Here is a 12,560-nt window from a genome sequence, read left to right as displayed (position 1 = left end):
GGCCCACCACGCCTGGGCGATGGACTCTTCCCCGGGTGACCGCGTCACCGGGGCAGGCGCCTGCGGCGGCGGCCCATACGCAGGCCGAGCAGGACGACGTCGCCCACCAAAACCACCACACCGTTGACCAAGAGTTGGAGCAGGCCCTTCGTCACCACTCCGATGATGCCGAGCACCATGGCCACGGTGACCAGCAGGCGAAGAAAGACCCCCGTGTCACCTCACGGTGGGAGAAGTTGGTGGGGCACGTGCGGAGTCGCCGCTTCCCGCAACACCCCCAGTCCGACCCCGGTACCGGGATCGAATCCCATGGCCGCATGAACTACGGCTGAACGTGGCGCACGCCGAAAGGTACAACCCAAGCTCCGAAGCCCGGTGACATTCGGCGCCTCAGACTTGGTACGACGCCCCGGGAGGAGTTCCCCAGCATGGCTGCCTTGACTTCAGCAGAATCTACGACGCTGCCGATCGGCAGGCCCGCTGCAACAGCATCCGGCGCGTGCCCTAGCCGCTCTGACGATCAGCGGCGTCGTTTTCGCACGTGTCAGCGTGAACACGTTCGCAGGCCAACTTGCAGGCCGGAGGGACGGACGGCTTTCGCGAGTGGCGCGATGCCTCGGCGCTGCCGCCCGGCCCGTCGCGACCAGCGCGGCAACGCGTGTGACGAGCGGCGCGAGCCAGAACGTTGTCGCGGGGTCAGTAGGTGGCGAGGGAGATGGCGTCCGCCCCAGCGCGTCGCTGCCGGGGAGGTGATGCTGTCCCGGGGCAAGACCGGCTACTACGGGCTGGTGGGCCCCCGGCTGACGGAGGGCGTGGACGAGTCGGCGCTGACGGTCAACGCGCTGTGGGAGGCGGTCACCGGCAAGCCCGGCACTCAGACGGCTCCAGATGCAGCTCAACAGATCAGGGCCGCGCAGCCATTGCTGCGCGGCCCTGATCCTGTGCACCACAGGTCCGATCGACGCCCGGCACGAGAGCGGGTCCCCTTGTCCGGTTGAAAGCACGGCCCGCACAGGCTGTGGCAGTCACCGAATGCGGCGTGCGCGATCCCTCGGACAAGGCCGCGAGGTCAGGCCGGGTTGATGTTCTCGGCCTGCGGGCCCTTCTGGCCCTGGGTGACGTCGAACGTCACGATCTGGCCCTCCTGGAGCTCACGAAAGCCCGAGGAGTTGATCGCGGAGTAGTGCGCGAAGACATCGGGGCCGCCCCCGTCCTGGGCGATGAAGCCGAAGCCCTTCTCCGCGTTGAACCACTTCACGGTTCCCGTAGCCATAGTCATGCCTTCCAGTCGATGAACGCCTCCCACACCATGTGGAAGGCGGAGGTGATCGCCCTGGTTCCTGCGGCACAGCACAGCGAAACGCCCACGCTAAAAGCGTGGGCAAAGGGGAACTCCGAACCACGACAGCTGACGCAGACGCTACACGCCCGCACACCACGTCACCACAGGAACGATCACGCCGCGCACCGGGACCGTGCGTGGGGCGCCCGCCGATACCGGCGGGCACTCTCATCTCACGCCGTGGCCGGGGGGTTGGGCGATTCGGCGGCGCGGCGGTGTTCGGCGTTAATGCGCTGGGCCTCTTCGAGCTGGTCTTCGAGGATGACGATGCGGCAGGCAGCCTCGATGGGGGTGCCTTGGTCGACGAGTTCCCGGGCGCGGGCCGCGATGCGCAGCTGGTAACGGGAGTAGCGGCGGTGGCCACCCTCCGAGCGGAGCGGGGTGATCAGCCGGGCCTCACCGATGGCGCGGAGGAAGTTGGGGGTGGTGCCGAGCATCTCGGCAGCTCGACCCATGGTGTAGGCGGGGTAATCGTCGTCGTCGAGACGGCCGAAGGAATCGTCTGCTGTCATCTCACCTCTCTGTGGAACGCGTGGAGGGGCCCTGGTGCCGTACTGGCACCAGGGCCCCGAAGGAACTACACCATCTGCCGGCCCTAGTGCTGCGCCGACCTATTTGTTCCGCAGGCCCACCCGGGAGAGGGCGGGGAATGCGGGGATCGCGGATGCGTGACCGGAGACCACCTGCCTATCGATGTCCTGCGGTACCCGGGCTCAAGCCTTCCGCCCGGGCGATCCTGATGGCGCTGAACTCCTCCGTCCTTCCCTCTGAACCAATCACTTACCAAACGGGTACTGCGTACTGCTTGCACTGCTGATACTGCGAACTGCTGGTGGCCTCGCGCAGCGCCACCCTTCGGCAGTCAGCCCCGTCGCCCGTCCTGCGTCTGCTCTGGCTTGGAACCCCACTGCCGAACTTCCCGGCACGCGCGCCCGCAGCCGACGCCTTTACCGAGGAACCACTGATTACTGCACTGCTGGTACCGACAACCGCAACTGCTGAACTGCCACTGCGTCAGCTGCGGTCCTGCTCACGGCGGCCCCTGATCACTGCGGGCCACCCGGTCCGGCCGTCAGTCCCGTCACCGTCCTGCAACCGCTCTGGCTTCGGAACTCCACCACCGCACCGTCCTGCCAACTGCAACTGCGTGTACTGCTGGCCGGCAGTTCATCTCTGCCGGGCCTTGCTCGATCTCGGCTACGAGAGAAACCGTAACCGCACCACCGCTCAATGTCTACTCCAGCGGGCATAGGTTTCCGCGCGCTCGAAGATGAGGTAACCCGCCTCAACCGGTCCATGGATGGTCGGAGCAGCCCCGAGGCCCAGGTCCGGCGCCCGGAGTGACCCACAGCCGCGCAGCCCGTCGGGCTTCCCGTGACGCCGCCGACTGCGCCGCGGCTACCGTCGGCGGGTACCGGCCACCACTGGGCACCCCATATTTCCGGTCGTAACACCCGACAGGCCGGCCGATGACGGGCGTAGCACGAAGGCCCGGCCTTGACGATCCCGGCCCGACGACCGAGCAGCAGTTCGTGGAAGCCGTGCACGCCGGTGCCGGTGGCCGCAATCCGCAGACTGGCGCTCCTGCTGCCGCCCTCAGCGCCTCGACGAGGATCTGCTTCATCGGCCCGCGGTAACTCTCTGCGCCCTCGCCCGGCTGCCCGTGCGCGCCCGACCGGTAGCGTCGCCTCGGATGGGCCGCTTGCACGAACCGGCGCGGGCCCCCGTCTCGAGCGGGCCGTGGGCGGGCACCGTGACGCGGGCGCACGGCAGCGTGCCGCCACGCGTCGACTGTGGCCGTCAGTTTCTCCGGCAAGCACTGCGGTTCTCCGGCAAGCACTGCGGCTCTGCCGGGTTGGCGGGTGGAGGAGCGGGGCACAGAGGTCGGGTAGGCAAAGGCCGGGCATGGACGATCCAGAGACCAGGGTGACCGTGATGAACATGATGGCCGTCAACGCCGCAGCCGTCTGTTCCGCGACAGCCGTTGCCGACGCGCGCGATGAGGCACGGGCCTTCCTCGAAGGTTTGCAGCAGCCGGCCGTGGCCCCTGACGCAGCGGACACTGTGGTCTTGGTCGTGTCCGAGCTCGTCACCAACGCCCTGCGCCACGGCAGGGGCCGCTGCACACTGGAACTGACTGCGCACCCCGACACCATCGAGGTGGCCGTTCACGACCCCAGCCGGCATGTGCCGCGCATGCGCACCCCTGACCTGACGACGGCACCGGCGGCTTCGGCTGGCCCATGGTCAACCGTCTCGCCCACGCCACGGCGGTCACCCGCCGGGCCTCCGGCGGAAAGACCGTGAGCGCCCGTTTTGCCCGGTAGCGCCACCGCTCAAGCAGCCGGATGGCCGGCAAATATAATCTGTCCCATGTCGAAGCCTGACGAGCTGCTCGTTGACGTCGCCGCCCTGGTGGAGTCCGGGCAGAGCAACCAGATGTCCCTGACCGTGGTCACCGGTGGCGCTGTCATCACCGGTCGGCTGGCTCCCGAAGCGGTGTGGAGGCAGAGAGTGTCGGATGTGCTGAGGGATTCCGCCCGCTTGGGCGAGTTCTCCGCCGTCTTCGACGCCCCCGTGAAGGAGGACGGGCCGCCTAAGCATCTTCACTTCCATGTCGCCCGGATCCTGCAGGGCACGGTGGGGATCCCGGAGACGGGCGGGATGTACCGGGTTGCGATCGACGACGTCAGCGCCTGGACCGTAGGCGACTTCAGCTATTCCGACCACTGAGCGAGGGCGACGGGAACCGGCTGCCAGCAGTGTGGGCCCGACCGGCGTACCGGTCGGGCCCACACTGCTGGTCAGGTGTCGGTTCGTGCCTGTTTACCCGGTCAGACCGTGGCGGGGGTGCCGAGCATCGCGGAGGCGTGCTGGAGCGAGCTGAGGATGCCCAGAGGCGCGGCCTTGGGGAGGGTGTGGCAGGTGAAGCCGAGCTGGGTCATGGCCCGCAGGACTTCGGCGGCGCTGAAGTCACGGCGGTCCTGGCGGGTGATGACCTGGCCGACTTGCTTGACGGGGTAGTGGCGGCGGCCGATGGTCACGGATTCGGCGGTGACCGGTTCGGGCTTGATGCCCTTCATCGATTCCAGCACGCCGCTCTTGGTGAGCTCGAAGGGGAAGCGGGCGATGACGCAGCGCATGTGGCCTCACAGGGAGAAGGGGAGAACGATCCGACCAGGGTGAGGCGGCTCAGCGGGAGAGGGCGAGGACGCCCAGGGAGTTGCCTTGCCCGTCGACCACCGGCAGGGCACCGAGCCGGCGGGAGCGCATCGCGTGCTCGGCTTCGGCCATCGTGGTCACGGGTGAGGCGATCGACCCGTGGTCGCCGAGGAGGTCGCACAGGCGGACGCGGTCCGTGTAAGCGGAACTGTCGCGGACCGCGGTGAGTTCGGCCTGGGTGACCAGGCCGGTGCCCTGGCCGCCCTGGTCGCAGACGACCAGCCGACCCGCGCGGGCGGCGGCCATAACAGCCAGCGCCACCTCTACGCTCATGTCGTCACAGACCTGCGGCCCGGCCGCGTCCATGGCCTCAGTCACCGTCTTGTGCACGGGGGCGGCGCTCGCCGGGCGGGGCTGCATCTGAACCAGCGTCAAAAGGTGCCTCCTGCAGAGATGGGTCAGCTTCCTGATCACGAAAGTTCTACGCCGCCGCATCAAGAGTGGTTTGGCGTACGGGCGCGCGCCGGGTTGTCGAAGAGGGGCGGCGTCGGCCCCGGGAGGTGGCGCTGCGCTTAGGGCGTTCGACCACCGGTGCGGTGATGACGACCGGAATGCCGGACGGGGTCTGAGCTCCCGTGATCCGGCTCAGGGCCTCGTCGCCCGAGTGGATCTGGGTGGTCTGCGGCCGGATCCCGGCGTCCGACATGAGGCGGACCATGTCGCGGCGCTGGTTCGGTGTGACGAGGGTGACGACGCTGCCGGACTCGCCGGCGCGGGCGGTGCGTCCGCCGCGGTGGAGGTAGTCCTTGTGGTCGGTCGGCCGGTCGACGTTGACGACGAGGTCGAGGTTGTCGACGTGGATGCCGCGCGCCGCGACGTTGGTCGCTACCAGCACGCTGACGTGCCCGTCTTGAACTGCGCCAGCGTGCGGGTGATGACCAGGTCACCGTCCGTTCCGTTGATCTGCCCAGTGGAAGTTGGTGCCCCGGGACTGGCCGCCCCGGTAGTGCACGGAGGCCACCGCGCCGGAGGAGAGCACGCCGCCGAACACCACCTGGTCGGCGACGTTCGGCCGGAAGACCCGGCCGGTCTGCGGGTCCCTGACTTCTCGGTGGCGGGTGGCGGTGACGGTGGTGACCTTCCCGACATCGCCGAGCACCATGGTCAGTGCGTCGAGGGTGTGCCCGAACGGGATGGTCAGCATGGTTGCGCCGTTGGCGCGGTCCAGTAGGTAGGCACCGTCCTCGGAGAAGACCGCTCCCCAACTCCCGCCGGACGCTACCAGGCTGGTCGAGAGCACCTCGCCGACATATCCGTCGGCGACCAGGTCGCGCAGATAGCGCACAACGGGGGCGGACCGGGCCTGCAGCCCGGTGAAAGTGCGCAGTTTGCGTTCGGCAGCGGCGGTCGCCAGCTCCTCGGCCTCCGCGGTGCCGTTGCCCAGCGGCCACTCGGAGGGCACCGTCTTCCCTGCGGCCAGGGCGGATTGGATGATCTCCCGATGGTCCGGCACCTTCACGGTGACCACCACCAGGTCGACCCCGTCGGCCGCCGCCAGCTCTCCGGCCGTCCCGAAGGACTGCGCGACTCCGTACTTCTCCGAAGCCTGCCGCGCGGACTCGGCGCTGCTCGCCGAAAGTGCGCGCAGTTCGAAGCCGTCCAGCTGTTGCAGCGCGGGAAGGTGGGCCTGAGAAGCCCAGCCGCGCCTGGCGGAGAGACCGACGATGCCCACGCCAATGGGCGTCTGGTGGGGGGATGACATGGTGAGACTCCTACACAGAGCGACAAACTGTTCGACAATGACGGGTCACCGCGTCGGCCCCCCCGTCCCTCCTCACATGTAAATTGCGCGGTTCAGGCGGACAAGGTATTCCGCGTCTGGTTGCCCGCCGGCCGCGAAACGTTCCTGGAGCACGGCGAGCCCGAGGTCGCGCCGCCGCTTCGGTGATCGCGCCGCGTCGGCCGTCGCCAGTGCGTCAGGCAGCTCCTGACGGGTGAGATCCGTGCAGTAGGCGGGGGTGCCGGGCTGTTGCCGCCACGATTGTGCGAGCGGCCCCGCGTCAAAGGCGTCGAATCCGGTGTCCTCGACGAGTGCCATGGCCAGGTCACGCTCTCGTGGACTGTCGGCCGCGACGGGGAGCGCGATGCGGTCCGCGCTTCCCGCCGGCTTGTTCCTGTGCGCGAACGACTCGGCTCCGATCGAGTTCCACGCCTTGACGATGGGTCGGCCCAGCTGCGTGGCAGCCCACACGCTCTCGGCCTGGCCGGCCTCGATCGCGGCGATTCCGTTGTCCCGGTGCGGGTAGTAGTTCGACGTGTCGATGACCACCGTGTCAGCCGGCACCTTGACGATCAGTGGTGCGACCTGCGGAATGCGGGCGAAGGGAATGGAGAGGATCACGGCGTCGACGTCCGCTACGGCTTGCGCCGCTGTCACCGCGCGTCCGCCCGAGGACAGCACGTCCGCCTCGATCGTCTCCGGGCCGCGCGAATTGGCCGCCTTTACCTCGTGCCCGGCCACGCTCAACCGCCTGGTCAACGTCTTGCCGATGTTCCCGGTGCCGAGAATGCCGATCTTCATGGTGAAACTCCTTGCCCGAAACGGAACCCCGGTTTCGGTGACCGGGGTTCTTGGGCTGCGGGCCGGCCGCGGACGCGGTGGTGCGGGTGAGTAATGGCGGCCTTGCCGAAGTGAGCGCCGTTCGTCGTGTGTGTTCGCGGCGTGCCGACGCAGCCGCCCTCGGGTCGTTGCGTGCACGAGAACCGCGTCGGGTGACTCAGCGGTGGGCGGCGCGGTTCATCTCGACGACGTCGTCGACGGTGGGGTTGGCACCGAGGGCGGCGAAGCGTTCCGGGAGGGTGTCGCGGATGGCCGCGTCCTTGGCGCGGTCGGCCGCGGCCAGGGCCGTCGGCAGTTCCTCCAGGGTCAGTTCGGTGCAGTAGGCGGGGCTGTTGGGCTGCTGGCGCCAGGAGTCTGCCAGCGTGCCGGCGTCGTAGGGGTCGAAGCCGGTGTCGTCCACGAGCTGCATGGCCACGCGCCGCGCCTCCTCGCAGTCGCCGGCGACGGGGATGGCGAGGCGGTCGGGCGTACCGGCCGGAGCACCCTTGGTCCGCTGGGTTTCTGCCAGGGCGGCGTTCCACGCCTTGACCACGGGGCGGCCGAGCAGCTCGGCGGTGTACGCGCTCTCCACCTGGCCGTTGTCCACCGCCTCGATCGGCTCGGTGAGCATGCCGGGGTAGTAGTTCGAGGTGTCGATGACCACCGTCTCGTCGGGCACCGACGCGAACAGGTCCGCCAGCTGGCCCGCCACCCCGAACGGGATGGCCAGGACGATGACGTCCCGGCCCTGGACGGCGTCGGCGAGGGCCGCCGCGCGGGCCCCGGACTCCAGCACCTCCGCCCGGACGGCCTCGGGGCCGCGGGCGTCGGCCACCTGGACGTCGTGACCGGCCGTGCTGAGCTTGGCAGCGAGGTTCCCGCCGATGGCACCGGCGCCTATGATGGTAATTTTCATGATTTGTTCCCTCGGAGGTTGTGCTGCCCCTGAGGGCAGCGCGATGTGATGGCTGGGTGGTGGTGCCACCTGGTGTTGCGGGGGTCGGGGCGGGGTGACTGACGTCTACGCCTGGGTGTCCCGCTCGCGGTAGCCGCTTGCGATGAGCCTGCGGAGCCGGTCGAGCGATTCCTCCTCGGTGCCGGTGCCCTTGATCCAGGCAACGGAACAGGCCGCGAGGAACAGGTCGTGCCCCCGCACCGACGTGCGCACGCGCCCCGCGAGCTGCGCGGCTCGCACGTACTGATCGGTGGCGGAGATGAGGATGTCGCAGGGAATCGTGAGCGGGTTGTCCGGCTCCTGCGCCCTGGCTGCGGCCATGAGCGGGTCCGGCAGCCCGCTGAAGGCGCTGAAGTACTCCTCCATCGCCCGCAGCCACTGCTCCAGCGCCTCGGCCGGGTCGCCGAGCTGCTCGATGTCCGCCTGGCGGGCCACCAGCTCCTCGGAGCGCGTCTGCAGCACAGCCGCCAGCAGCGCCTCCCGGGTGGGGAAGTGCCGGTACAGGGTGGCGGGCCCGACACCCGCCTCCTTGGCCACCCCCTCAAGGGAGGTACCGACCCCGTGCTGCAGGAAGTGACGCTGCGCGGTCTCCAGGAGGGCCGCGCGGTTGCGCTGGACGTCCGCGCGGGGCTTGCGTCCCCGCAGTTCACCGGCGCTCATGCGCCCTCCTGCCTGCCGTGATCGTGCGGCCGCATCAAAACGGATGCTGCCTCCGTATATGTTCGAGAGTAAAACGGAGGCAGCATCCGGTCAAATGGGCGGCCTGAGCGCGGAGCCCGGACAGCGCAGGGGGCCGACATATTTGGCCGTAGAGCGCGGGGCAAAAGCCGTGCGGGCTGCACCATTCCAGTGCGCACGGACGCCTGGCGCTGCACGGCCGGCGACCGGCTCCTCGACCCGTGCTTCTCCCCGGACTCCGACCCCGAGGACACCAGCGCGCTATGCCTGGACGGAGCCCCCGACCGCATGGTCGAGCTGACGGTCCCTGAGGGCTTTCCCGGCAACAACGACCACATGCCGGGTGGACCCGACATCGAGCCGATCATCATCGTCCTCGCCAACGGTGCCCGCTGCTCGTTCGCCGGTGGCGGCACCGCGACGCTGGCAGGGCAGCGGCTGAACTACGGCTGCGACAACGGCGGTTACCTGTACGGGGACCCGAACAAATCCGCCGCCGTATGGACCATCTCCTACTCCGCCCCCAGCAGCGGCGCCAGCGTCTCAACGTCCATCACCACGGTCTACCAGTAGGACGCCGGGTCGGGCTGTCCAGGAGGATTCCCAGCGAGGTCGACGACAAGGGGCACGACGCCGCATCCCTCGGCTGGTCACGTCACCGCGGTCAGCGTCGCGTAGACCACGACGTTGCTCAGGTAGCCGGTGCGCTTGGTGTAGTTGCCACCGCAGGTGATCAACCGGAGTTCGGGCCGGCCGGAACTGCCGTAGACCTTGTTGCTGGGGAACTTCTTCCGGTCGTAAAGCTCGACGGCGCGGACGGCGAACACCGCTGTCCGCCGGTCCGCCCGGCTGATCTCGATGGTGGCGCCCTCGGTCAGGGCGTCGAGGTTGTAGAAGACTCCGGGGCTACCGGTGGGTGTGTCCACATGCCCGGTGGCGATGGCGGTTCCTGCCGAGCCGGGAGCGGTGCCGTCGCCGTACCAGCCGGCGAAGCCGGGTTTGCCACGTGGTGGAGTCCGTAGCGCCCCTGCCGCATCGAGACCCACTCGTGTCATCGGGGCGTCCACGCCGATGGCGGCGATCCGGAGCCGGACCGGATCCGCTGGGGGCAGCGGATGGACCGGATGGACCGTGGGGCGGGTGGGGGCCGCAGAGGTTGAGAAGGCCTGGACCGCCGATGGCTGCCGTGGCTCCTCGTCGTGCACCCCGCTGATCAGCAGCACCGTACCTGCCGTCATGGCGTAGGCCAGAAGGAGCACTGCAGGGATGAGCCGATCCGGGGAAGCGCTGGTGTGGTGTCTGGGCGCCATCGTGGTTGAGCCTTCGCTTCACGGCGGGTGCTTCGCAGCGGGTGGTGTGGGCCTGGCGGCCATTCCGCTTCGGAGCCGGTTCCAGGCCGAGGTGGACGGGGCCGGCCTGCGGAGCCGGACGGTCAGGTTCGGTTGCCGTTCGGGCGACGGCACATCCAGACCACACCCCCGGCGGCGGCCGTGATGAGCAGCCCACCGCCCAGGGCGATCCCCATACCTGTGTCTTCGGCCGGTCCGAAACCGGCGTCGACTGAGCCGCTCGGTGGGCGGCCGGTGACCTGGTACGTTTCCGTGACCTTGGTCAGTGGCGGACACTTCACGGTGACTGTGTCGCTGCCCGTCCTGGTTCCTTCCGGGATCTGGAACCGGCCGGTGAGCACCCCCTCCTGGTCGCCTTTGAAGAGTTGGAACTCTCCCCCCACCTCCGACCAGCCCTTCCCGAAGTCCGCGTCAGGGTCGCAGGCCTCCGTACTGACCGTGACCGTGGAACCCGGGTAGGCATTCCACGGGTCGATACGGACATCTGAGTCATCCGCGGCGGCAGCGGCCGGAATCTGCAGTCCGAGGACACCGAATGCCAGGCCGATACCTGCACCCATGTGTGTGATACGCATGCGAATCCTCCAACGGAACAGTGTCCGGCCTGTATGCGCGACGGCTCTCCTGTGTTCTGTTGACGAGGCAACCGACAGTTCGTCAGTTCCGCAACCTGGCGAATCGCTGAATGTGTCACCCAGTCAGGTGCCGCGGCGTTCCCTCTTGGCCGCTTACGCAGGTCACCGGCTCGAAGATCATCAATACCAATCACCCACCACCCCGTCCCCATAACGGTGAATGGCGACCGGTCGGTCTTGCACGGTGTGGTCTGCCTCAGGCAGCCCCGTCGGGGGCGCGGGCCGTGGCGTGCGCGGTGACCGACCACGCCTCACGCCCGCCGAAAAGGGTGACCCGGGACAGGGGTCGTCCGTCGCAGCCGCAGTTCATCCCCGTGCTGGGCAAGGTACGAGTCCGCGGGCCCGTCGGCCGCCCCGCACTCGCCCGGACGCGGTTGCCGACGACAAGGCCTACTCGTCCCGCGGCAATCAGGCCTATCTGCGCAAAGGCCTCATCATGTCAGTCATCCCCCAGAAGGAGGACCAAGCCGCCAACCGAAAGTACAAGGGCTCCCGAGGCGGCCGACCCATCAGCCACGACGCCGACCTTTACAAGGAGAGGAACACCGCCGAACGCCTGTCAGCCTGGAATGGGATGCCTGGGCCTGCCGAACCCACTCCACGGCAGGGCAGTTGACACTGCAGACGGACGCGGCCCTGTATCCGGTGTGGCCCTGGGCCGGCCGGACGCGAGGGGTGATCGCGTCTCCGCCGTGTCAGGCGTGGCCGATGGCCGGCAAACGCCTCGGCCTGGTCGACCAGCCGCTCGTGCACCAGGCCGTCGCGGACCTCGCCGCCGGACGCGATACCCGCCAACAGCTCCTAGCGCGCACGAGGAAGGCCGGCCGCCCGAGCAGGCCGAGTTCGACCGGATCAACGAACGGATCGCCGCGGCCTGGAAGAGCGTCCGCTTCACCCACCATCGGGACAACCCCCACCTTCCCCCCTGGCCACCCAGACCCAGGAAGACCGGTTCGACGGCCTACGTATCCGCTTTCACGACTTGTGCTCATCCTGGGCCGACACCCACGCCGGACAACCCAACCCACTCGGCCCTCACCGGTCGCCACGCTCCCCGGCATGCCGAAGACACCCTCGCGACACCGCGCCCTGCACGAAGAGAGCTGACCGACCGCATGCCAACGGCGAGCCACACGTCGGGCCGCCGTTGCGGCAGGGCTGAAGCGGCTGCCGAGAAACCGTGCCCAGCTGGCGTCAACGCGTCCGCGGCAAGACGGCGTCGAGGATCACCTGTACCTGGCTGCTCAGGCGGGGTGGATCGAACCTGCCGGGATCGGTCAGCGCCATGCGGCCGAAGTGTTCCGCGCAGGCGACGAGTGCGTGGGCGACGACTTGCGGGTCGAGCTGCGGACCGGGTGCCGGGCCACTGCGCTCGGCCAGGGCGAGGGAGATCCATGCTTCGACCCGGAGCCGGAACCGCTCCCTGTCCACCTCGATGCGGTCGCGGACGACCGTGGGCATGTTGCCCGGGGGCAGCAGGATCAGCCGCCAGGTGTCCGGGTCCTGGTGGAGCATCGCGGACATCCGGCGCACGGTTTCGGCGGCGAACGCGGCCGGGTCGCGGGGTCCGTGCGGGTCGGGAATCGTCTCGAGAAGGCAGTCGAAGGCGCGTGCCTGCTGCCGGTCGAGCAGGGCGGTCAGCAGGGCGTCGAGATTCTCGTAGGCGCCGTAGACCACCGACCGGGCGACATCGGCTCTCTTCGCGATGGCATCGATGGAGACCCGGTCGTAGCCGTCGTTCACGATCACGGCGAGGGCGGCGTCGAGCAGTTGCTCGCGGCGTTGCTCGATCGGCACGCGCGGGGCGTAGGGGCGGCGCTTGCGTGGCCTGTCTTGCGAA

The 12,560-nt window shown here is 68.9% G+C and carries 14 protein-coding genes and 4 pseudogenes; 6 read left to right on the top strand and 12 right to left on the bottom strand.

What is annotated here, in order from left to right; genetic code table 11:
* Positions 1–44: 44 nt before the first annotated feature.
* Complete coding sequence (locus tag OIB37_RS35410) at positions 45–179, bottom strand: hypothetical protein (RefSeq protein ID WP_330461681.1); 135 nt, start codon at positions 177–179, stop codon at positions 45–47.
* Positions 180–752: 573 nt separating this feature from the next.
* Between OIB37_RS35410 and OIB37_RS35405 the strand changes: the two genes are divergently transcribed.
* Positions 753–998 (top strand): hypothetical protein, encoded by a 246-nt coding sequence (locus OIB37_RS35405; RefSeq protein ID WP_330461680.1) that lies wholly within the window; start codon positions 753–755, stop codon positions 996–998.
* 71 nt (positions 999–1,069) lie between these two features.
* On the opposite strand, the gene OIB37_RS35400 is transcribed toward OIB37_RS35405, so the two are convergent.
* Positions 1,070–1,273 carry a cold-shock protein gene (locus OIB37_RS35400; RefSeq protein ID WP_008734837.1) on the bottom strand — a complete coding sequence of 68 codons (204 nt, stop codon included), beginning with the start codon at positions 1,271–1,273 and terminating at the stop codon, positions 1,070–1,072.
* A gap of 242 nt (positions 1,274–1,515) precedes the next feature.
* On the bottom strand, positions 1,516–1,854 hold the full coding sequence (locus OIB37_RS35395; protein ID WP_330461679.1) for a helix-turn-helix domain-containing protein: 339 nt from the start codon (positions 1,852–1,854) through the stop codon (positions 1,516–1,518).
* 1,423 nt (positions 1,855–3,277) lie between these two features.
* Here OIB37_RS35395 and OIB37_RS35390 point away from each other — a divergent pair.
* Together OIB37_RS35390 and OIB37_RS35385 are read left to right on the top strand one after the other, a co-directional pair.
* Positions 3,278–3,669 (top strand): annotated as a pseudogene (locus OIB37_RS35390) (ATP-binding protein).
* Between the two features lie 46 nt (positions 3,670–3,715).
* Positions 3,716–4,075 (top strand): hypothetical protein, encoded by a 360-nt coding sequence (locus OIB37_RS35385; RefSeq protein WP_330461678.1) that lies wholly within the window; start codon positions 3,716–3,718, stop codon positions 4,073–4,075.
* Between the two features lie 101 nt (positions 4,076–4,176).
* Here the strand turns inward: OIB37_RS35385 and OIB37_RS35380 are convergent, their stop codons facing one another.
* From OIB37_RS35380 to OIB37_RS35355, 6 genes and pseudogenes are all read right to left on the bottom strand, one after another.
* Positions 4,177–4,485, bottom strand: coding sequence for an SCO5918 family protein (locus tag OIB37_RS35380; RefSeq protein WP_330461677.1), 309 nt, complete (start codon positions 4,483–4,485; stop codon positions 4,177–4,179).
* A gap of 49 nt (positions 4,486–4,534) precedes the next feature.
* Entirely contained in the window at positions 4,535–4,939 is a 405-nt protein-coding gene (locus OIB37_RS35375; protein ID WP_330461676.1) for a CBS domain-containing protein, read from the bottom strand.
* A 46-nt stretch (positions 4,940–4,985) separates the two neighbouring features.
* Positions 4,986–6,266 (bottom strand): annotated as a pseudogene (locus tag OIB37_RS35370) (helicase-related protein); the annotation flags it as partial.
* Between the two features lie 72 nt (positions 6,267–6,338).
* On the bottom strand, positions 6,339–7,085 hold the full coding sequence (locus OIB37_RS35365) for an NADPH-dependent F420 reductase (RefSeq protein WP_330461675.1): 747 nt from the start codon (positions 7,083–7,085) through the stop codon (positions 6,339–6,341).
* Between the two features lie 196 nt (positions 7,086–7,281).
* Complete coding sequence (locus OIB37_RS35360) at positions 7,282–8,019, bottom strand: NADPH-dependent F420 reductase (RefSeq protein ID WP_330461674.1); 738 nt, start codon at positions 8,017–8,019, stop codon at positions 7,282–7,284.
* 105 nt (positions 8,020–8,124) lie between these two features.
* On the bottom strand, positions 8,125–8,718 hold the full coding sequence (locus OIB37_RS35355) for a TetR/AcrR family transcriptional regulator (RefSeq protein ID WP_330461673.1): 594 nt from the start codon (positions 8,716–8,718) through the stop codon (positions 8,125–8,127).
* Positions 8,719–8,907: 189 nt separating this feature from the next.
* Here OIB37_RS35355 and OIB37_RS35350 point away from each other — a divergent pair, with 189 nt between their 5' ends.
* A complete protein-coding gene (locus tag OIB37_RS35350; RefSeq protein WP_330461672.1) occupies positions 8,908–9,309 on the top strand; it encodes a hypothetical protein in 402 nt (133 codons plus the stop codon).
* A 77-nt stretch (positions 9,310–9,386) separates the two neighbouring features.
* On the opposite strand, the gene OIB37_RS35345 is transcribed toward OIB37_RS35350, so the two are convergent.
* Both OIB37_RS35345 and OIB37_RS35340 read right to left on the bottom strand, forming a co-directional pair.
* Positions 9,387–9,974: a class F sortase gene (locus OIB37_RS35345; RefSeq protein WP_330461671.1), complete on the bottom strand. Its 588-nt coding sequence runs from the start codon at positions 9,972–9,974 to the stop codon at positions 9,387–9,389.
* Positions 9,975–10,168: 194 nt separating this feature from the next.
* Positions 10,169–10,660, bottom strand: coding sequence for a sortase (locus OIB37_RS35340; RefSeq protein ID WP_330461670.1), 492 nt, complete (start codon positions 10,658–10,660; stop codon positions 10,169–10,171).
* Between the two features lie 302 nt (positions 10,661–10,962).
* Here OIB37_RS35340 and OIB37_RS35335 point away from each other — a divergent pair.
* Both OIB37_RS35335 and OIB37_RS35330 read left to right on the top strand, forming a co-directional pair.
* A pseudogene (locus OIB37_RS35335) lies at positions 10,963–11,321 on the top strand (hypothetical protein); the annotation flags it as partial.
* A pseudogene (locus tag OIB37_RS35330) lies at positions 11,285–11,557 on the top strand (DNA cytosine methyltransferase); the annotation flags it as partial. The pseudogenes OIB37_RS35335 and OIB37_RS35330, both read left to right, overlap by 37 nt.
* Before the next feature lie 357 nt (positions 11,558–11,914).
* On the opposite strand, the gene OIB37_RS35325 reads toward OIB37_RS35330, so the two are convergent.
* Positions 11,915–12,517 (bottom strand): TetR/AcrR family transcriptional regulator, encoded by a 603-nt coding sequence (locus OIB37_RS35325; protein ID WP_330461669.1) that lies wholly within the window; start codon positions 12,515–12,517, stop codon positions 11,915–11,917.
* Positions 12,518–12,560: the final 43 nt, after the last annotated feature.

This window comes from Streptomyces sp. NBC_00820 (genome assembly GCF_036347055.1).
In the GTDB taxonomy this organism is placed as follows: Bacteria; Actinomycetota; Actinomycetes; order Streptomycetales; family Streptomycetaceae; genus Streptomyces.
Note: the sequence above shows the minus strand (reverse complement) of the source record. Positions and strands in the feature narration are given on the sequence as shown.